The sequence below is a fragment of the Paenisporosarcina sp. genome, assembly GCF_049671445.1.
In the GTDB taxonomy this organism is placed as follows: domain Bacteria; phylum Bacillota; class Bacilli; order Bacillales_A; family Planococcaceae; genus Paenisporosarcina.
In genome coordinates, this window is record NZ_JBATUX010000109.1 from 1 (window position 1) to 21342 (window position 21342).

Sequence of the window (21342 nt, forward strand, 5' to 3'; positions counted from 1 at the left end):
GAAAATAAAGTGATGGTCATCAATCCTCCTTCTGCATTTTTATTGCAATCAAAAGCTGTTCAAGCACTTATTTGGGGATTGCATGAAGATAACAAGTATTTCACAGAAGATGAGCATAACATTATTAGTCAATATTTTTTACCGACCTATTTAGAACCTGATGAGTTTTTGAAAACAAATCAGCCTTACGTTCGAAAACCTTCGTTTGGACGCGAAGGGGATACAGTAGAAATCTTTAACGGGAAGGGTGAAAGCATCAACGCAGAACCACAGAAAACATATTCTGATACCTTACCGGTGTACCAAGCATTCCACGCACTACCCGAAGCAATCGTGCAAACGACCGCTGGTGAAAAGCATCAACATCTTATGTATGGTTGCTTTATATTGAATAACAAAGCGGGAGCGCTAGGAATACGTGCTGGCAGTGCGATTACGAATAACTTATCTTATTTTTTACCCGTTGGAATTGAACAGAAATTGAAGGGATGATGAATATGGAACTAATAACACTAGAAGCAGTTTTGAGCTTTTTAGCTCATTTTGGAGTAGGAATTTTATTGATGGCTCTTGGTTTAACCGTCTTTGCATTTACAACGAAGTTTTCTGAAGTGAAATTAATCAAAGAAGGAAATATCGCAGTTGCTTTAAAATTATGGGGAAAAGCCATCGGTCTTGGCATTGTTATTTATACAGTGTGGGCAGGTAGTGTAAATTTGCTAGATGCATTTATTTGGGGACTTGTCGGGATTGCTACTCAAGTTATTGCGTACTGGATTGTAGAATATGGCCTGACTCCGAACACCAACTTAGCTGAAGAAGTAGAAAAAGGAAATCTAGCTGTTGGTTTAAGCTTATTTTCAATTTCTATCGTAGTAGGTTTACTAGTGGCAGCTAGTTTAACATATTAATTATCACTAATTGATGTAACCCCTTTGTACTATTAAAGTAGTCCAAGGGGCTTTTTCTTTTTCAATTAGCCTAATGGAACAAATGTTCTCTATTCGGAAAATAGGCATATTTATCTTTTTTAAAAGTAATGAAACACAGTAGGAGAGTGTAATATGGGGATTCAGCAAGAAACAATGATTGAAGTAAAAAGTTTAGTTAAGAAGTATGGAAGTTTCACAGCTGTAAATGGCATTGATTTTACTGTGGGAAAAGGAGAGATATTTGGCCTTCTTGGACCCAATGGAGCAGGGAAATCCACCACTCTAGAAATGATGGTAGGCCTTAGAAAGCCTGATGGGGGTACGGCAATAATCGGGGGATTTGATATTTCGCGTGACTTAAATAAAGTCAAAGAAGTCATTGGCATACAACTACAATCGACCACATTATTTGAACTGTTAACGATTGAAGAAATTCTTCGTTTATACGGAAGCTTTTATCAAAAAACGGTATCCATTCCTGAATTAATAGAAGATGTGAGTTTAACAGAAAAGGCAAAAAGTCGAATCAAAACGTTATCAGGTGGTCAGAAACAACGTCTTGCTATTGCGCTTGCGCTTGTTCATGATCCATGGATTCTTTTCTTGGATGAACCGACGACAGGTCTCGATCCGCAAGCTAGACGAACGCTATGGGATATCGTATTAAAATTAAAAGATAAAGGAAAGACCACTGTTTTAACGACCCATTACATGGATGAAGCACATGTCCTTTGTGACAGAATCGCAATCATGGATCAAGGGAATTTAATAGCTTTAGACACGCCTTCTGGACTTGTGAAAAGTTTAGAGTCTGATAGTGCAGTAGAGTTTCGTTTCGAAGGAGATTTTCTTGCGGATGAGCTTGAATCAATAGATGGAGTGAAACAAGTCGGCAAGCATAAGGATACATATGTACTCTATACTGACGATCTTCAAGTTACATTAATCAGTTTGATTCAATTAACTTCAAAGAAAAACTTGAAATTGACCGATCTTCAAACGAGGACCTCTACCTTAGAAGATGTCTTTATTCACATGACAGGAAGGAGTCTGAGAGAAGAATGAAAGCATATTGGCAATTAACACTAGCACAATTGCGTATTTTCCTTCGAAATCGCCAAGTTCTTTTCTGGACGCTTGCATTCCCAATTTTTCTAATGGTAATGCTTGGTACTTTTTTAGGGAACGGTAATGGGATATCTGTTTCGATTGGTGTAGTGGACCAAGATAAAACCGCTCAATCGAAAGAATTCTCATCCATACTTGGTAAAAATGAAGCGGTTCAACTTGAATCTAGCAACAGTAAAGAGAAAGCACTTGAGCAAGTGAAAAACGGAGATCTTCAACTTGTTGTTGTTATCCCTCAAGGGTACGAAGACATGATGAAAGATTCGGCAAACACGAAGCCTTTTGAAGTACCTGTTTATTACAATGAAACCAATCTCGCAGTTTCGCAAATTGGTTTGACCATTGTCAATAGTGTAGTAGATGGGATAAGTAAAGAAAAAGTGAATTACACGCCAAGCATTGTGACGAATTCAAGTGGCATTGAAGCCTTAGATTTGAAATATATTGATTTCTTAGTACCAGGAATTTTAGCCATGATGATCATGAGTAACAATATGAACGGAGTAGCGGGGCAGATTGCAGCTTGGCGAGAACGTGGAATTTTGCGAAGAATGCAAGGTACTACGTTAAAAGCTTCTACATTTATTGCTGCTCAGATTACAGCAAGGCTCATGCTTAATGGTTTGCAGGCACTTATCGTATTAGCTGTTGCCAACCTAATTTTCGGAATTAGTGTTAACGGTTCGTGGCTAAGTTTAATTACCTTTGTTGTTTTAGGAACACTCGCTTTTATGGCAATCGGCTTTATCATTGCTGGTATCGCCAAAACACCTGAAAGCGCAGCACCGATCGCTGGGTTTTTATCGTTTCCCATGTTGTTCTTAGGCGGGGTATTTTTCCCAATTCGCGATATGCCCGATTTTCTCCAACCAATCGTTAACGTATTACCGATTTCTCATTTAAGTCATGCCTTACGTGAAACGATGAACGTTGGTACTCCGTTTATGGAATTAGGCTCTGATGCGTTAATTCTAGCATGTTGGACAGTTGGCGCATTTATCGTCGCTAGCTACACGTTTAAATGGGAATAAAATAGAAAACACTAAAGGAGATTATTATGGAAAATCAAACTTACAAAACACATGTCAGAATGGACCCGCTTTACCATTACGTATTATCAGTCCTCTTGTTAGCATCATTTGTCGTGGCAATAATCAACATGGTCCGCTCTATTAATGCTGAGAATAACGTTTTGCAATCCGTTTTACTATTACTGATGACAGTAGCCATCATTATTATTGCAATCCTGGTCAGACTTTATCCATTGAAGAGCCAAGATCGAGCAATACGAGCAGAAGAAAATTTACGTCATTATGTATTAACAGGTAAGTTATTAAATCCAAGTTTAAGTAACAGCCAAATTATTGCCTTGCGGTTTGCTGATGAACAGGAGTTTCCATCTCTTTGTGAACGTGCAGTCAAAGAGAACTTAAAGCCAAATGAAATTAAACAAGCGATTGTTAACTGGAAAGCTGACAACAATCGAGTATAAGGATTAGCAGAAAACCCGTTGAAATTAACTTTTCAACGGGTTTTCTATATTCATATTGATTTTAAGATAGCTAAGCTTACATTTCACCAGTGCCATAGTTGAATTGCCATTCAATTCCAAACTTGTCTTTCACACTACCGTAACATTTGCTCCAGAAGGTTTCTTGTAGTTCCATACCAACAGTTCCGTCTTCTTTCAATTGATTAAATAATGACTTGATCTCATCTAGGTCGTCACTAACAATTGCTAGAGTGATGTTGGTGCCCTGAACAAAAGTCATACCAGGAAATATATCAGAAAACATCACGACACTGCCACACATATTCAGACGCGTATGCATAATCAGGTTTTTAGCTTCTTCTGGAAGCGGATATTCTTCATTTGGTGGCATGTCCCCAAAGGTCATAATCTTCGGTTGTTCTGTTTTAAAAACCTCTGTATAGAATTCTACTGCATCTCGGCAATTCCCATCAAAATTCATATAAATTTCAATAGCCATTTCGTTCACTCCTTTGAAATTACGTTTTGTTTGAATAGTAAGACATTTAAATTATAACACTTAGAACTAAAACTAAGAATAATATTTAGATACAAAAAGGCATGTAATTCCGATGAGGAATTTACATGCCTTTTTGTTAGTTTTGTAAAGCTTTTACGTAAGACTCTACTTCATCTGAGGTAGATAGGGAGAGGATAGCATCAATATGACTTTCCATTTCCACTTTTGATAGATTACTAATCTGTGAGCGGGCTTTCAAGATAGACGAAGCACTCATAGAAAACTCATCTAATCCTAGACCTAAAAGGATTGGAATGGCTATTTCATCACCAGCCATTTCTCCACACATACCTGTCCATTTTCCTTCTTTGTGTGAAGCGTCAATGACGTTTTTCACAAGGCGTAGGATAGCAGGATTAAACGGTTGATAAAGGTAGGAAACACGTTCATTCATGCGGTCAGCAGCCATTGTATACTGAATCAAATCGTTCGTGCCAATCGAGAAGAAGTCTACTTCTTTAGCAAAAACATCTGCCATGACTGCTGTAGATGGAATTTCAACCATAATTCCCACTTCGATTGTGTTACTAACTTCAATATTTTCTTCTTCAAGCTTCGCTTTTTCTTCAAGGAAAAGCGTTTTTGCTTGTCTGAATTCCTCAATCGTCGCAATCATTGGGAACATGATTTTTAAATTCCCATGAATACTAGCGCGCAATAATGCACGAAGTTGAGTTCTGAACATCTCTTCCATTTCTAAACATAAACGAATCGCACGTAAACCTAAAAATGGATTCAGTTCTTTCGGTAATTGTAAATAAGAGAGTTCTTTGTCGCCACCAATATCAAGTGTGCGAACAACTGTTGGTTTTCCGTCCATTTGATTAAGAACGGATGCATATGCTTCGACTTGCTCTTCTTCAGTAGGGAACTGATTGCGTCCCATGTAAAGAAATTCCGTTCGGTATAAGCCAATCGCTTCACCACCGTGTTCAAGAACACTAACGACATCCTTAGGTGTACCAATATTGGCCCCAAGTTCTACATGTTGACCGTCAGAAGTCACAGTTGCTTCATTTTTCAATCTTGCCCAATCTGCTTTTTGCACATCATAGCTAGCTTTTTTCTCTTCATAACGAGCAATTGTATCTGCATCTGGATTGACGATGATGTCGCCGTCCAGCCCGTCCACAATTACGATCATGTCATTTTGAATTGAAGACATTACAGTCTGTGCTCCAACAACAGCTGGAATTTCAAGAGTCCGCGCTAAAATTGCTGAATGCGATGTGCGACCGCCGATATCTGTAATAAACCCTTTAACAAACATCGGATTCAATTGAACGGTATCCGAAGGAGTCAAATCTTCAGCAATGATAATCACTTCGTCTGTAATCATGCTCGGACTTTGAATGGAAACACCTAATAGATGTGCTAAGACGCGCTTAGTGACGTCACGAATGTCTGCTGCACGTTCCTTCATATAATCATTGTCCATCGATTCAAATAGTCCGATGAACATATTCGAAGTTTCTTGCAGAGCAAATTCTGCATTGACATTTTCTGACTTGATTTTTTCGGTGATCGGTCCAAGTAATTCTGGATCACTCAAGACAAGAAGATGAGCACTGAAAATCGCGGCTTCTTCATCATTCATTTGTTTTGCTGTATGCTCTTTTATTATTTCGAGTTCTGATTTCGATTGGTTGATTGCTGATTCAAAACGAGTCAGCTCAGCATCCGTATCAGAAATAGCAGTTTTTTCAACAATTAATTCCGGATTTTCAAGTCTGAAAGCTTTGGCAATGGCAATTCCATTTGACGCTGCAATTCCGGATAATTTTTGATTCATCAGTTCCCAATTCCTTGAGTTTCCATGATTTCTGCTACTTTCGCCATTGCTTGTTCTTCGTCTTCACCGTCAGCTGCTATCGTGATGCTTGCACCAGATGAAACGCCAAGAGACATAACACCTAATATCGATTTTAAATTCACTTTTTTGTCATTCCACTCAAGTGTAATATCCGATTTAAAAGGAGCAAGAGCACCTACTAAAACTGATGCTGGACGTGCATGAATACCTTCTGCAGATGTGATGTTATATTGTTTTTCAATCATTGTAATTCCTCCTATAATTTAATGGTTTTTGCATGGCCACCAAGATGTTTCTGATTGATTGTGACTGTTCTTGATTGATTATGATTGATTCTGAAAGCGATTTCAAGTAATATCTATTTTAATAACAATAAAGAGGGTGTCAATGTGTTAACAAATGAACGACATGACATGATATTAAATTTATTAGTTGAGAAACAAACCATAAAAATACAAGATATTGTAGACGCTACGGGTGCCTCAGAGTCAACGATAAGAAGAGATTTGACGGAGCTTGAAAATCAACATAAGTTAGAACGAGTCTTCGGCGGGGCAACACTATCAGATCGAAATTCATTGGAGCCAAGCATCGTAGATAAGTCTACCAAAAACCTTCAAGAAAAGAAACGCTTAGCTGAATTTGCGGCTTCGTTCATTAGTGAAGGAGATTGCATTTTTCTTGATGCTGGCAGTACTACATTCCAAATGATTCCTTATTTGAAGGACAAAAACATTGTTGTTGTCACTAACGGTCTTACGCATATTGATTCATTGAATGAATATGGAATTACAACGTATCTGACCGGTGGCTTAATCAAGTCTAGAACAGCAGCTCTCGTTGGCTCTCAAACCATTCAGGCATTACAAAGCTATCGATTTGATAAATGTTTTCTTGGTGTAAATGGTTTTCATGAGAACTATGGATATACGACGCCAGATCCTGAAGAAGCTTCAATAAAGAAACTAGCTAGTTCACTTGCTAAAAAAACGTATGTGGTTGCAGACCACACGAAACATGAAAAAGTAAGTTTTACTAAAATCATCGATTTAGAAGAGGCGGTTTTACTTGTTGATTATCTTCCAATGGAAGCTCTTGAGTCTTTGAAAAATAAAACGACTGTAAAGGTGGAGAAGACATGATTTATACATGTACCATTACACCATCGATCGACTACACGACCTATTTACCTGATTTTCATAAAGGTACACTCAATCGTTCAAATGAAGTTTTTTATTATCCAGGAGGAAAAGGGATCAATGTATCACGCGTGCTAAAACGGTTGGGCGTTGACAACATTGCACTCGGATTTGCTGGTGGATTTACAGGAAACTATATTGAACAGTTTCTAATGAAAGAAGGTATTGATACCGACTTCATACAAACGGACGACATTACACGAATCAATGTGAAGATTAAAGCACAAGAAGAAACAGAATTAAACGGTCCTGGCCCAGTCATAAATGCGCAACAACAATCAGCTTTAATGAATAAAATCAAAACACTGAAAACAGGTGATTGGTTTGTTCTTGCTGGAAGTTTACCAGAGTCGATTCCGCAATCGTTCTTTATGGAAATCGCATCGATTTGTAATGAGCAAGATGTCCGTTTTGTTCTAGATACATCCGGACCTGCGCTTAAAGAATTAGTACACACAGAGCCATTTCTAATCAAACCGAATGAACATGAGTTAGGCGAATTATTCGATACGATTATAGTGAATAAACAGCAAGCCTCCTATTATGCTAAAAAGCTTGTCAATCAAGGTGTTCAACATGTCATCGTCTCGATGGGAGAAGAAGGTGCTCTTCTTGTCACGAAAGATCTAGTTGTTTCCGCAGAATCACCGAAAGGAAAAGTTGTAAACACGGTGGGTTCGGGAGATTCTCTGATATCTGGATTTATTGCTTCATATACAAAGGATAAAGATGCAGAAAAGGCATTCCGGTATGGTGTAGCTAGTGGCAGTGCCACCGCTTTCCGCTCGGATTTATGTGAAAAATGTGATGTCGAAGAATTGCTAGAACAAGTACTACTAACCCCAATGGAACAGGATGTGACATGATGAGAATTACGCAATTACTTACTGAGAATACAATTATTTTGGATTTACAAGCAGCTTCTAAAGACGAAGTATTAAGTGAATTGGTTAACAAGCTAGACCAAGCTGGTAAACTACAAGATAAACAAGCATTTACGAGAGACATACTCGCACGTGAAGAACAGAGTACAACTGGCATTGGGGATGGAATTGCAATTCCCCATGCGAAATCTTCTGCTGTAAAAGCACCTGCTATCGCGTTTGGTCGTTCTCTTAGTGGTCTTGATTATCAATCACTTGATGGTCAACCAGCGCATCTCTTCTTCATGATTGCAGCGAGTGAAGGGGCAAATAATGATCATTTAGACGCTCTTTCTCGATTAGCTACTTTCTTAATGGATTCGAAGTTCAGAGAAAAAATACTTGAAGCTACTTCTATTGAAGAAGTATTAAGTGCTATAAGCGATAAAGAAACGGAAGTAGATGGACCTGATGCTGGATTGGAAACAGAACAAACCCATGATGCTGTAAATTCATCTAAGAGAATTCTAGCCGTCACTGCATGTCCAACAGGAATCGCTCATACGTACATGGCTGCTGAAAAACTGAAAGAACGAGCAAAAGAACTAGGCATATCACTGAAAGTTGAAACAAACGGCTCAAGTGGTGTCAAGAACCGCTTGACTGACGCAGATATCGCAGAAGCAGATGCTATTATCGTGGCAGCTGACACAAAAGTTGAAATGGCTCGTTTCAATGGAAAACCTGTGATTCAAGTGAAAGTTGGAAAAGCCATCTACGAGACTGATAGCTTACTAAATCGTGCAGTCACAAATGACGCACCAATTTATCATCATGACTCGTCGAAAGAAGAAACCACTGGAAAAGAATCGAGCAACGGCTTCTATAAACACTTGATGAATGGTGTTTCTAATATGTTGCCATTTGTTGTGGGTGGTGGGATATTAATTGCCATTTCATTCTTCTGGGGGATCAATTCGGGTAATCCGGATAGTCCAGAATATAATGCATTTGCAGCGATGTTAGGAACGATTGGTGGTGCGAAAGCATTCTTCCTTATGGTTCCAGTCCTTGCAGGGTTTATTGCTAGTAGCATTGCGGATCGTCCAGGTTTTGCACCAGGTATGATTGGTGGATTAATCGCAATAACAGTAACAGGTGTAGAAGGGGCTAGTGGAGGTTCTGGTTTCCTAGGCGGGATTATCGCAGGTTTCCTTGCAGGATACGTCACGTTGTTTGTGAAGAAGATGTTCTCGAAATTACCGGAGGCTCTAGAAGGTTTGAAACCTGTATTATTTTTCCCGTTATTCAGTATTGCCATTACAGGTATCATCATGATGCTTGTGAATCCACAATTAACAAAAGTGTACACAGGAATCTCTACTTTCTTGGAGGGACTAGGTGGAACAAATGCAATATTAGTAGGATTGATTTTGGGTGGAATGATGGCAATCGATATGGGTGGACCCATCAATAAAGCTGCCTACACATTCGGCATCGCGATGCTCGATGCACAAAACTTCACATACATCGCAACAGTCATGGCAGCGGGTATGGTACCGCCACTTGGAATGGCTTTAGCGACGACATTGTTCAAAAACCGTTTCACGAAGCCAGAGCGAGAAGCGGGGAAAACTGCTTATGTTCTTGGGGCATGCTTTATAACAGAAGGGGTAATTCCCTTTGCTGCAGCAGATCCTGCACGTGTTATTCCTTCGGCAGTAACAGGAGCCGCTATAACTGGTGGACTCGTAATGTTGTTCGATATCGCTTTACGTGCCCCTCACGGTGGAATATTCGTTATGGGACTTGTTGACGGCGGTATGAGTAAAGTATTGTTATATGCTCTAGCAATAATCGCAGGTTCAATTGTCACAGCTTTAATGGCTGGCTTACTGAAAAAGAAGATAGCTTAATAGATAGATATTAATAAGGCAGGAAGGGATTCTTAAATCCTTTTCTGCCTTTTTGCTATTATGGGGTACCGCCAAAATTTGAAAGATGCAAATTATTGGTATGTTGCTTCATCAGGTTATGATGAAGCAGTATGGGAATTATTGATTGGGTTATTAACATCGACGAATTTACATGAAGCGGCTGAACGCGTTTCGGAAAGATGCTAGTGGCATATATAGATAGTGAAAAAAATCAAATAACGTCTTGACTAAATTTTCAGGGAATTGTATCATTAAGAAAAATTTCCCATATATTAAACTCGGTGATTAAGAGTATTAAGGAACATTTATTGTATAGAGAGCTGTCGATTGGTGAAAGACAGTCAATAAATTCCCCAACTCGCTTATGAGAGGTCAGGCTGATCTGTAGGTCTGAACGGTTCACTTCCGTCATAAAGTCTTAAGAAGGTTTGTTAAGTTTGCAAATCAATAAGAGTGGTACCACGAAGGGTAAACCTGTCGTCTCTTTTGAGCGATGGGTTTTTTTGCGTCTTAAATTATGGAAAGGTTGATTACGAATGAAATTTGATAGGTTGTAAATGGGGAAAATATAAACCTAAAAGGAGATTTGTTTATGAGCAAAATTATTGAGTACTATTCTACATTTGATGAATGGGGAAGACTTGATCGAGAACCTTTAGAGTTCCAAATTAATTGGCACTTCATTCAAACATATCTTCCGTCGACCGGTAGTGTGCTGGACAACGGAGCGGGACCGGGTAAATATGCCATGAGATTGGCTAAACAAGGCTATAAGGTCACATTGACGGACCTTGTTCCTAAACTTGTAGAAGTAGCGCAAGAAAAAGCGCAGGAAATGAATTTAGATCAACAATTTAAAGGTTTTCATGTAGCAGATGCTAGAGATTTGTCTGTATTGGCAGATGAGCAGTATGATGCTTCGCTTGCGCTTGGACCGATGTACCATTTGCAAAAAGAAAATGACCGACAAAAAGCAATTCAAGAATTGTATCGCGTGACCAAGAAGGAAGGGATTGTGTTTGTAGCTTTCATGCCAAGAACCAAGCATGTATTGGCTTCTTTGATGAATCCAGGGAATTGGAAACCTAACGATAAGATGGATTCTATTGTGGAATTCATGAAGAGAGGTGAGTTCAATCATATCGATGATGGCAGGTTTACGGGAGCATATTACTTTAATGTAGAAGATATCAAACCATTTATGGAGTCACATGATTTCGAGACGCTAGATTTAATTGGTTCGTCCAATATTGGCACTCTTTTATCTAGTGAACAATGGGCATATTGGAGAAATCGTGGAGAAGATGAATTCAATCAATTGATGGAGCTTTTAAAAGAAATCGCAAGCGATCCACATGTGTTGGGCATTTCATCGCATTTACTGTATATAGGAAAGAAGAAATAGCGAGATCTTTATTGTATATTGTGAAGTATAAAAAAAGGGGTCATATGTCTTCTCTGAATACGAACGTACGTATGCTATAATAGCAAGGTAATAGAATAGGTACTCAAGGGTGGTTGGCTCACTCCCGTTCGAAAGGGGGTGGTGCCATGTCAGTATTCGAAGCATTGATGTTTGCAGTAACGTTCGCAGCATTAATCGTGTCAATCCTGTCATTTAACCATAAAAAATAACCCATCCTTGAGTTAGCCGCTCAGATGGGTTATTCCTACCATTTAGTAGCCAATCCCCTTGATGGGAACCTGCTATTACGTCGATCGTTGGTGTTAGCGCACCAGCGATCTTTTTTAGTTTACGCTTTTATTAGTGTTATTATAACATATTGAAAATCACTTTCAAATCAATTGTTGTATCGGTAAAAGAGAAAAATCTAGTATTGATTTTTAATCAAAAAAAAATAAGGCGTATATCGTAATCTACGAATACATTCTTTATATAGTTGACTTAGTCAACTAATTTGAATATACTGTTTATAGAAATAATATTCAGAATATTAAGAGGTGTATCTAATGGAGCGCATACAACATATAGAAAAAATAAGGAGATTTAATAGAAATTATGCGAATATCTTAGGGAAAATCGATCAAGATATTGATAATCAACCTTTTCCACTTACGGAAGCGCGTGTTATTACTGAACTCCATTATTCAAATGGAACTACTGCGACAGAAATCAGAGAAAAACTAGGCATAGACCGTGGTTATATGAGCAGGATACTACAAAAATTAGAGGATGAAAATATCATTACTAAAAAACGCTCATCCAATGATCAACGTCAGTATTCTCTCTATCTAACAAAGCATGGTGAAGAACTATGTGGCGGATTAGTTGAAAATGCAAATCAAGGAGTAGAGAAAATGATTGAATCTATTTCTCTACCTGATTTGTTAAACCTGATTACATCAATGGAAATCATTGAATCAATTTTTACTAAGGAATATTCTGATCAGTCAAAAGTCACTATTAGATCCTTTAGAGCAGGGGATGTGGGATACGTTGCTCACCTTCATGGAATTTTATACGATAAAACATATAAGTTTGGACCGATGTTCGAATATTACGTTTTGAAAGGCTTAGCAGAATTTATGATAAATAGTGATGGAGGAGAGTTGTGGATTGCAGAGGTCAATGGAAAAATTGTTGGTTCGATTGCCATTACAAAATCAAATGATACAGTAGCTCAGCTTAGGTGGTTTGTACTGGATGAGAATTACCAGGGGCTTGGAATAGGGAAGAAGCTAATGGAGACTGCAATCAATTTCTGTCACAATCAAGGCTACCAACATGTGTTCTTATGGACAGTGAGTATTTTGGAAACGGCGCGCTATCTATATAAAAAATACAATTTCACATTAACTGAAGAAAAATCAAATGATGAATGGACAGGAACTGAATTAATTGAAGAAAGATGGGATTTAAATCTTACTAAAGTTAAAACTTCTATTTAAATTGATTGCTTTTTAATAAAAATAAAACGAAAAAGGGAGGTTTGAAGCCTCTCCTTTTATTTACATTGCCGTAGATTCTTTTTTGTTTGACGTTAGGCTTTCTTCAAAAATATCAATGATTTCAATAAATCTCTCTGCTTCTCTAAAAACATGATCAGCCAAGAGTGGGTGGATGTTACTTTTAATACGACATTCTTCGATTAAATCTCTTGCCGTCTTCTTAAAGTCTCTTAAGGAAACAACGGATACTCTATTTTGATCAAGGAGTTGATCTAACAGACCAGGCGTCTCAGACTCAGGTCTCATACTATCTAAATCGACAGCCTGGAATAACAGTTGGTCAAAGTCGTGACTGAAATCTCGTGCTTGTTCAACTAATTTACGTTCGCTAGGATCTAAAAGATGTCCAATAAACTTAGCATGGTCAGCCATGATTTTTAAGAAAAAGACATTTTCTTTTATAATAGCTTCTGGTAAAGGTTGTAATTTCCCTTCGTTGAGTTCTTTTAATCGATTGGCAAAATAAGCAGCTTCTCTACTCGTATGATCGACCAGTAATGCGTAATTATTTGAACGAATCTCGCAGCGTAGAATGAGTCCTAACACCTTTCTTTTATAAGCCCAGATATTGGCCACTGCTTGGTAAACGTGAACGTTAAAAGCTTCAATTTGACGAGGATCAGAGTGAATTGTAAAGCCGTTTAATTGTTCTTCAATTCTTTCGAATACAGCAATAAATGCTTTTGCTTCATCAATTAGTTTTTGTTCATTATAAGTAAATCCCAGACTTAAGAAAAGTGCATGCTCCTTCATTATTCTCGCCCAAAATCGAATTTCATCCAATGAGCGTACAACAAACTCATTTGCCATTATTCTCCTCCTTTTTTTAGCACAGTCCATGTTATGTGTGATCAAATAAGAAAATGTATTTTAAAATCAATGGAATACATAATTATCAAACGCTGCGAAAAAAGAAAGACTCCGAAGGACAAATTACGGAAAAACTATTAACTAATATCATTTTAAGGAATACATAACCTAAGGGATAGGTTGTTGAACATGAATGGCTTTACACTTGAAAATACATATGGCAATTGGAATGTGGATCCACTTTCCCCTAGAGCCGACTTTAGAAATGGCATGTATTTGTACAAAGCGATGGCAAGGGTAAATACGAGAAAAATAAACAGCTTTTGAAAGTTTTACTTATTCTAAGGTAATTACTAGACATGACAGAACGTTTGTTTGTATAATTGAAATAACATAATTCATTCATATTTCGCTGGAAGGGAGCCTAAACTATGCCTCGTAATCCGGGAATAACAGATGAAACGATTATCAATATGTACAAAAGTGATATGTCTTTTAAAGAGATGGTTACGATAATTGGGCTTTCTGATAGAGCGATTCGTAATGTGTTATACAAGCATGGTATAAAAATGAATAGAGAGCAATTCTCAGGTCAACCAAGAAAAAATAAAGTGAACGAAGATTTCTTCAAAGTTTGGACGCATGAAATGGCCTGGGTACTTGGTTTATTGGTTACAGATGGCCATATTCATAATAAATATCACAGCATCTATTTTTCTCAAAAAGATGAACGCATTCTTCAATTGATTGCACATTTTATGGCTGCTGATTATGTGTTAACAGCATTTGGAAGAACAAAAACCACACCAACTTTAATTATTAATTCAAAAGGAATTAAAAAAGATCTGGAATTAATGGGCATCACAGCAAAGAAATCATTAATTGTTCCATTTCCAGCTGTACCAGAAGAGTATTTACCTTCGTTCGTTAGAGGGGTAATAGATGGAGATGGGTGGGTACAAAAAACAGGATACGTTATGAATGTTACCTCTGCAAGTAAAGAATTTTCATGTGGGCTCTTATCTGTATTTCAATCATGGTCCTTAAGATCAGAAATGACAGTTGAGCAAACAAAATTAGGGAAATTGATTTACCGCGTATGGGTTAAAGGAAAGTTTGAACTGCCTAAACTTGCCCAGATTATTTATAATGACACACTCGAAAATCATGTCTATCATAAAAGAGAAAAAATGTCACAGCGACTTAATGAAATGTAAGACAGAAAAGTTAGGAGAATATAATTATGTGGAAATTATTAAATGGCAGACTTATTCATATGACCGATGAATCAAGAGTTAAATTCAGAACGAATATTAGTCAATCTGTTATTGAGTCATTAAAAAAATTAGCAGCAGATAATGATACACATGTTAATTATTTAATTGAAAGTGGATTGAAAGCAGTTTTAGCTGACGGGAATATCACATTCAATAAACATATGAGACCTAATGATCGTATTCAATACAAAACAACTTATGATAAAGAGTTATTAATTCAACTCAAGGAGTTTGCAAAAAACCATAATTTATATATTAATGATGTAATTGAATTTAGTATCCAGTACATTGATATAAAACAAAGTAAGGACATGAGTTATAGATATAGAGTAGAGTAAGCAGTAGAAAGATGTTATTATATTCATATAACAAAACGCCCCGGTCATAATATAAATTATAGGAAGCTACATCTCAGTAAGCAAGTATACTTGTAACAGTGAGACAAAACAGAAAAAAACCGCCGAAATTAAGCAATTTCGGCGGTTTGATCGTTTGTATCTAATATTATGTTTCGACGCTTCATTTGAATTAAGAAAATCGTTGTTAGTGATAAACTAAGTACCCCAAATACGACGACCATCCATTGTAAGCCGATTAAATCTAATAATGCACCTGTTGCTAACAAAACGACTTGGAAAATCACTCGCTCCAGCATATTTCTGAATGAGAAAAATCTTCCATGGAACGCTTTCGGCATCTGTTTCTGGAATATCGTCATAGCTGTTGGGAAAAAACTACCAACTGCAAAACCAAACACGGCAAATGCTGTTACAGACAAAAATGGATTAGCCGCAAATATTAAAATTAACTCTGCTAACCCAATAACGAATGCAAAGAAGAATAATATGGTGCCTGTGCTCCATATTTTAGCGATATATTTCACTACGACTGTACCGAGCATAAATGCAATACCTTCTGCTGCGTATATAGTTCCTTTAATCGATGCCGAATCTTGCATTTCGCTAATATTGATGACTAATAAGTTAAATGAACCAATAAATAGCAATGGAATTAATGTCATCACTAACGTCATCATAACTGCTGGATAAGATTTCAGGATTGGAAAGACTTCCATAAAGCCGCCTTTACCTGATGCAGAAACTTTTACTTTTGCCTCTGTTCCCTCTTCTTCTTCGATACGCAACATATACGTAGTGATTAACAAGCCACCATAAGCAATAATTGACATGTAATATAGAGCATCTAATGTCCAATACACTAATACTACTCCTGCAAGCGCTGTGCCTATGACGCGGGCCATCGTTGCTACGTTCATATGCCACCCATTCATTTGCAGCAAATTCTCATCTTTGACGACTAATGGAATCGTTGCTTGTAGCGCTGGGAAATAAAACGCTGCTGATAGTTGAATACTGATCATAAACGCGACCATCCACCAAATAGACCCCGTGCCAATAGCAAATAACATAAAGCAAACACTAATCATCCGACCAAATCCTGATATTAAGAGAACGGTCTTTTTCTTTGATTGATCAATTACTTTTCCAGCAAGTGGACCAACTAAAATACCTGCTAGCAGACCAATGGCCATAATAACTGATTTCAAGAAATCTGAAGGAATTCGTTCTTGCATAAACTCCAAATTTCCGATGATTCCGGACCACAATCCAAGACCAGCAATCATTTCACCAATTAATATAATCCACACATTGCGATTCTTCCACATACTCTTCCCTGTATACAACAAAGGGAGCTATTATAGCTCCCTAGTTGTACCCTTTCACGATTTCTTGCTTTCGATGCTCTTTTTCAGCACTTTCCATAGACGAACAACAACACCATCTTTATCAGTATCAACAACAAATGAACCGTTTGAATAACGATCTGAGATGCGCACAGGTTTTGTATCCACTACTTCACGAACACCTTTTGCCGTCTCAATCACCACTTGTTCATTGTCTTGGACATAAAATACGCCACTTACTCGGTGGGCATTTGATTTTAATTCGCGTAATACAACAATTCCGCGTTTGGCACGAGTGCCTTGTTCAAATTCTTTTAAGGACATTTTTTTAACGGCTCCACGATGAGTGACTAAGAATAAATCTCCACGTGCACCAGCTGGAATAGTCGTTGCATTTACAACAACATCACCGTCTTTTAAGTTAATTCCTTTAACACCACCAGTTTTAACACCAGTTACAGGAACTTCATCCATGTTAAATCTCACAGCATAAGCATTTAAAGTTGCAATAAAAACTTCATCTTCTTGTGTAACTAAATCAATATAAACCAATTGATCGCCTTTTTTCAAATTCATCGTGTTTAACGCACGAGAATAGCGTTGAACCTGATAATCAGCAAGCGAAGATCGTTTGATTTGACCTAGTTTAGAAACAGCTAATATAAAGCGTGTGTCATCGAATTTCTCGATTGGAATCGCTTTAATAATGGTCTCATTTGAATCAAGTGATACAATACTTGACACATGTTGACCTAAGTCTTTCCAACGAATCTCCGGTAACTCGTGAATTGGTTGATATATATAATTGCCTAAGCTCGTAAATAATAATATGTGATGTTGCATATTCATCATCGACTCAAATAACAGATAATCTGATTCTTTCATCGCGAAGTCTTTGCCGTTTGAAGCACTATAAGAACGCGTACTTGTGCGTTTTACATAGCCATCTTTCGTTACAGTAACCACTACTTCTTCACTCGGAATCATAACATCTAACGTTATTTTAATTTCTTCGATTTCATCCTCAATAATCGATCTTCTTGGCTCTGCAAATTGCTTACGGATCGATTGCAACTCTTGCTTAATTACTTTTGCCAATTGGGATTCATTATTTAGAATTTCTAATAATTCACTAATTAATTTTTTCAGACTTGCTTCTTCATTTCTCAAATCAGTAATGTCTGTGTTAGTTAATCGATATAGTTGTAGAGAAACAATCGCCTCGGCTTGTTCTTCTGTGAAAGAAAACGCACGAATTAAATTGTTTTTCGCATCCCGTTTATCTTGAGATTTACGAATGGTAATAATCACTTCGTCCAATATCGACAATGCTTTCATTAAACCTTCTACAATATGAATACGATCTTTTGCTTTTTGTAAATCAAAGTTAGAACGTCTTGTTACAACATCTTTTTGATGTGCAATATAAGCGTCTAATAGTAGTGGTAGTGTCATCATAGTTGGTCGACGATTATGAATGGCAATCATGTTAAAGTTGTAGGCAATTTGCAAATCTGTATTTTTAAATAAGAACTGCAGAATACCTTTTGCATCTACGTCTTTCTTTAATTCTATAACAATACGCAATCCAGTTCGATCTGATTCATCACGAACATCTGCAATACCATCTAACCGTTTGTCCAAACGTTGATCATCGATTTTTCGAATTAACACCGCTTTATTCACTTCAAACGGAATCTCAGTAATGACGATTTGTTCTTTTCCGCCTTTTAACGGTTCAATGTCCGCTTTAGACCGTACAACAATTTTTCCTTTACCAGTTTCATAGGCTTTTTTGATACCATCGACACCTTGAATAATACCGCCAGTAGGAAAATCAGGTCCTTTTAATACCGTCATCAAGTCGTCAACCGTGGATTCAGGTTTATTCATTCTCATTAATACGGCATCCAACACTTCATGAAGTGCATGTGGTGGCATATCTGTAGCATATCCTGCAGAAATACCTGATGCACCATTCACGAGTAAGTTAGGAAAACGTGCTGGTAATACAGTAGGCTCTAATTCCGAGTCATCAAAGTTTTGTACAAGATCAACGGTTTGTTTCTGAATATCTCGTAACATTTCCCCTGCGATTGCAGATAACCGTGCTTCTGTATATCGCATTGCAGCTGGAGGATCTCCATCGACCGAACCGTTATTCCCGTGCATTTCGATCAGCATATGTCGTACTTTCCAGTCTTGGCTCATACGCACCATAGCGTCATAAACAGAAGTATCACCATGTGGATGATAGTTACCGATTACATTACCTACGGTTTTTGCCGATTTACGGAAAGGTTTTTCGTTCGTGTTACCTTCATGGAACATCGCATATAAAATACGTCGTTGTACTGGTTTTAAGCCATCTCGTGCGTCTGGTAAGGCACGATCTTGGATAATATATTTACTATAACGGCCAAACCGGTCGCCGATGACTTCTTCTAGTGGTAAATCTTGATAACGTTCGGTTTGTGTCATTCTGAATCCTCCTCGGTATGGATGAGCTCATTTTCTAAAATATTACTTTCCACATCTATACCAAAATTAACATTGTTTTCGATCCACAGTCGTCTAGGTTCTACTTTGTCGCCCATCAACGTCGTGATGCGTCTTTCCGCACGAGCATCATCATCAATTTCTACTCGAATTAACGTTCTGGTTTCAGGATTCATTGTCGTTTCCCATAATTGAACGGCATTCATTTCACCTAAACCTTTGTAACGTTGAATCAAATAGCCTTTGCCGATTTTTTTAATGGCAACTTCAAGCTCAGCTTCAGTCCATGCGTAAATAAGCACTTCTTTCTTCCCTACACCTTTGTAAACTTTATACAGTGGAGGTAATGCGATGTATACTTTTCCCGCTTCTATTAATGGCTTCATGTATCGATAGAAGAATGTTAACAACAACACTTGTATGTGTGCCCCGTCAGTATCGGCATCTGTCATGATAACAATTTTGTCATAGGCAATGTCAGGTACAGAGAAATCAGAGCCGACTCCCCCACCAATTGCATGAATAATCGTAGAAATCTCTTCGTTTTTCATAATGTCTGCAAGTTTTGCTTTTTCCGTATTAATAACTTTCCCACGAAGAGGCAAAATAGCTTGGAACGTACGGTCGCGTCCTTGCTTAGCTGAACCACCCGCAGAGTCACCCTCGACTAAATAAAGTTCATTTTTTGCAGCATTTCGAGATTGAGCTGGAGTTAACTTACCCGAAAGAATCGAACTTGCTTTTTTCGATTTCTTTCCACTACGTGCGTCTTCACGTGCTTTGCGTGCCGCTTCACGAGCTTGTTGTGCACGAATGGCTTTACGTACAAGAGATGCACTCAATTCTGCATTTTCTTCTAATACATATAGCAGTTTATCTGACACGACAGCATCAACTGCTGCACGTGCTTCACTCGTACCAAGTTTACCTTTCGTTTGTCCTTCAAATTGAAGAATTCCTTCAGGTATACGTACTGAGATAATCGCAGCTATTCCTTCACGAATATCTGTGCCGTCTAAGTTTTTATCTTTTTCTTTTAATAAGCTTGTTTTCCGAGCATATTCATTAAAAACACGTGTTAATGCTGATTTCGCACCCGTTTCATGCGTTCCGCCGTCACGTGTTCGTACATTGTTTACAAAAGATAAAATCGTTTCCGAGTAGCCATCATTAAACTGGAACGCAAATTCCACTTCAATGTCATCTTGAGTTCCTTCAACGTATGAAACCGGATGTAACACATCTTTTTCTTCGTTTAAATAACCAACGAATGCTTCAATCCCAGTTTCATAAAAGAAGATATCTTGAGTGCCGTTACGTAAGTCATTTAACTCTATTTTTAATCCTTTTAATAAAAAGGCAGATTCACGTAATCGCTCACAAATCGTTTCATAGTTGTATTTAGTTACAGAAAAGATGGATGGATCAGGTAGGAAATGAATAGACGTACCAGATTCTTTTGTTGAACCAATATGTTCAAGTGTGGTTACGGGGTGTCCGCCATTTTCAAATCGTTGACGATACTTTTTACCGTCACGATGAATGGTAACTTCTAAAAATGATGATAAGGCATTTACTACTGAAGCACCAACACCATGTAACCCTCCACTTGTTTTATAACCGCCTTGACCGAATTTCCCTCCAGCATGAAGTACTGTAAAGATAACTTCCGGAGTCGGTTTTCCTGTCTTATGTATACCAGTGGGCATTCCACGTCCAAAGTCTCGAATGCTGATACTTTGATCTTCGTGTATATTGACGATGATGTGATGACCATAACCTGCTAATGTTTCATCTACAGAGTTGTCGACAATTTCATACACTAAATGGTGCAGTCCTCTAGCATCAGTAGAGCCAATATACATTCCTGGACGTTTACGTACCGCTTCAAGTCCCTCGAGTACTTGAATTGCATCGTCGTTATAAGCTGTTAATGATTGATTTTTCGCCAAATCTTTCTCCTCCAAAAAACAAACAGATGTTTTCATTGTATAGAATGAATGCTACCTTTGCAATGTGTCTTGAGCTATAATACTGTACTTCAACTATTAATCTTGTTTAAATGAAAGTTCTACTAATGCGTTGTGACAGATTGTGACTAGTGATAAACTAGTTTTACATATTAAGAGCAAGTACTAATTAATTTTAAAGGAGCACT

The 21342-nt window shown here is 37.7% G+C and carries 20 protein-coding genes and 1 other annotated feature; of the genes, 13 read left to right on the forward strand and 7 right to left on the reverse strand.

All coding sequences use genetic code 11. The features are described from left to right. The 5 genes from WBG45_RS13240 to WBG45_RS13260 all read left to right on the forward strand — a co-directional run. Window positions 1–492, forward strand: a 492-nt coding sequence (locus tag WBG45_RS13240; protein ID WP_424415256.1) for a glutathionylspermidine synthase family protein, incomplete at its 5' end; no start/stop codon positions are given. Between the two features lie 5 nt (window positions 493–497). Continuing rightward, on the forward strand, window positions 498–911 hold the full coding sequence (locus WBG45_RS13245; protein WP_424415258.1) for a DUF350 domain-containing protein: 414 nt from the start codon (window positions 498–500) through the stop codon (window positions 909–911). A 153-nt stretch (window positions 912–1064) separates the two neighbouring features. After that, window positions 1065–1997, forward strand: coding sequence for an ABC transporter ATP-binding protein (locus WBG45_RS13250; protein WP_424415260.1), 933 nt, complete (start codon window positions 1065–1067; stop codon window positions 1995–1997). After that, window positions 1994–3091 carry an ABC transporter permease gene (locus tag WBG45_RS13255; protein WP_424415262.1) on the forward strand — a complete coding sequence of 366 codons (1098 nt, stop codon included), beginning with the start codon at window positions 1994–1996 and terminating at the stop codon, window positions 3089–3091. Before WBG45_RS13250 ends, WBG45_RS13255 begins: the two co-directional genes overlap by 4 nt. Window positions 3092–3117: 26 nt before the next feature. Then, complete coding sequence (locus WBG45_RS13260; protein ID WP_424415264.1) at window positions 3118–3552, forward strand: DUF6526 family protein; 435 nt, start codon at window positions 3118–3120, stop codon at window positions 3550–3552. A gap of 76 nt (window positions 3553–3628) precedes the next feature. Here WBG45_RS13260 and WBG45_RS13265 read toward each other — a convergent pair whose 3' ends face one another. From WBG45_RS13265 to WBG45_RS13275, 3 genes are all read right to left on the reverse strand, one after another. Next, the gene (locus WBG45_RS13265) at window positions 3629–4051 is read right to left on the reverse strand and encodes a VOC family protein (protein WP_424415266.1); all 423 of its coding nucleotides are present in this window, start codon (window positions 4049–4051) and stop codon (window positions 3629–3631) included. 136 nt (window positions 4052–4187) lie between these two features. Next, complete coding sequence (gene ptsP / locus WBG45_RS13270) at window positions 4188–5903, reverse strand: phosphoenolpyruvate--protein phosphotransferase (protein WP_424415268.1); 1716 nt, start codon at window positions 5901–5903, stop codon at window positions 4188–4190. Further along, window positions 5903–6169: a phosphocarrier protein HPr gene (locus WBG45_RS13275; protein WP_424415269.1), complete on the reverse strand. Its 267-nt coding sequence runs from the start codon at window positions 6167–6169 to the stop codon at window positions 5903–5905. The genes ptsP and WBG45_RS13275 overlap by 1 nt, the downstream gene beginning before the upstream one ends. A gap of 144 nt (window positions 6170–6313) precedes the next feature. Between WBG45_RS13275 and WBG45_RS13280 the strand changes: the two genes are divergently transcribed. The 6 genes from WBG45_RS13280 to WBG45_RS13305 all read left to right on the forward strand — a co-directional run bounded on the left by WBG45_RS13280 (window position 6314) and on the right by WBG45_RS13305 (window position 12833). Continuing rightward, window positions 6314–7066 carry a DeoR/GlpR family DNA-binding transcription regulator gene (locus WBG45_RS13280; protein ID WP_424415271.1) on the forward strand — a complete coding sequence of 251 codons (753 nt, stop codon included), beginning with the start codon at window positions 6314–6316 and terminating at the stop codon, window positions 7064–7066. After that, entirely contained in the window at window positions 7063–7989 is a 927-nt protein-coding gene (gene pfkB / locus WBG45_RS13285) for a 1-phosphofructokinase (RefSeq protein WP_424415273.1), read from the forward strand. Before WBG45_RS13280 ends, pfkB begins: the two co-directional genes overlap by 4 nt. Then, a complete protein-coding gene (locus WBG45_RS13290; RefSeq protein WP_424415275.1) occupies window positions 7989–9902 on the forward strand; it encodes a PTS fructose transporter subunit IIABC in 1914 nt (637 codons plus the stop codon). Before pfkB ends, WBG45_RS13290 begins: the two co-directional genes overlap by 1 nt. A 60-nt stretch (window positions 9903–9962) precedes the next feature. After that, window positions 9963–10109 carry a hypothetical protein gene (locus WBG45_RS13295; RefSeq protein WP_424415277.1) on the forward strand — a complete coding sequence of 49 codons (147 nt, stop codon included), beginning with the start codon at window positions 9963–9965 and terminating at the stop codon, window positions 10107–10109. Between the two features lie 86 nt (window positions 10110–10195). Next, window positions 10196–10411: a binding site (T-box leader), on the forward strand. 104 nt (window positions 10412–10515) lie between these two features. Next, window positions 10516–11328, forward strand: coding sequence for a class I SAM-dependent methyltransferase (locus WBG45_RS13300; protein ID WP_424415278.1), 813 nt, complete (start codon window positions 10516–10518; stop codon window positions 11326–11328). Between the two features lie 566 nt (window positions 11329–11894). Further along, a complete protein-coding gene (locus tag WBG45_RS13305) occupies window positions 11895–12833 on the forward strand; it encodes a bifunctional helix-turn-helix transcriptional regulator/GNAT family N-acetyltransferase (protein ID WP_424415280.1) in 939 nt (312 codons plus the stop codon). A 60-nt stretch (window positions 12834–12893) separates the two neighbouring features. On the opposite strand, the gene WBG45_RS13310 is transcribed toward WBG45_RS13305, so the two are convergent. Then, complete coding sequence (locus WBG45_RS13310) at window positions 12894–13703, reverse strand: DUF2935 domain-containing protein (protein WP_424415282.1); 810 nt, start codon at window positions 13701–13703, stop codon at window positions 12894–12896. A 431-nt stretch (window positions 13704–14134) separates the two neighbouring features. Here WBG45_RS13310 and WBG45_RS13315 point away from each other — a divergent pair, with 431 nt between their 5' ends. Together WBG45_RS13315 and WBG45_RS13320 are read left to right on the forward strand one after the other, a co-directional pair. Further along, a complete protein-coding gene (locus WBG45_RS13315) occupies window positions 14135–14920 on the forward strand; it encodes a hypothetical protein (RefSeq protein WP_424415283.1) in 786 nt (261 codons plus the stop codon). Window positions 14921–14946: 26 nt separating this feature from the next. Then, entirely contained in the window at window positions 14947–15318 is a 372-nt protein-coding gene (locus WBG45_RS13320) for an rRNA methyltransferase (protein WP_424415285.1), read from the forward strand. Window positions 15319–15446: 128 nt separating this feature from the next. On the opposite strand, the gene WBG45_RS13325 is transcribed toward WBG45_RS13320, so the two are convergent. From WBG45_RS13325 to parE, 3 genes are read right to left on the reverse strand one after another with little or no spacing between them, the layout of a single operon-like run. Next, a complete protein-coding gene (locus tag WBG45_RS13325; protein ID WP_424415287.1) occupies window positions 15447–16667 on the reverse strand; it encodes an MFS transporter in 1221 nt (406 codons plus the stop codon). A gap of 54 nt (window positions 16668–16721) precedes the next feature. After that, window positions 16722–19166, reverse strand: a complete 2445-nt coding sequence (gene parC, locus WBG45_RS13330; protein WP_424415289.1) for a DNA topoisomerase IV subunit A — start codon at window positions 19164–19166, stop codon at window positions 16722–16724. After that, a complete protein-coding gene (parE, locus tag WBG45_RS13335; RefSeq protein ID WP_424415290.1) occupies window positions 19163–21136 on the reverse strand; it encodes a DNA topoisomerase IV subunit B in 1974 nt (657 codons plus the stop codon). The genes parC and parE overlap by 4 nt, the downstream gene beginning before the upstream one ends. Window positions 21137–21342: the final 206 nt, after the last annotated feature.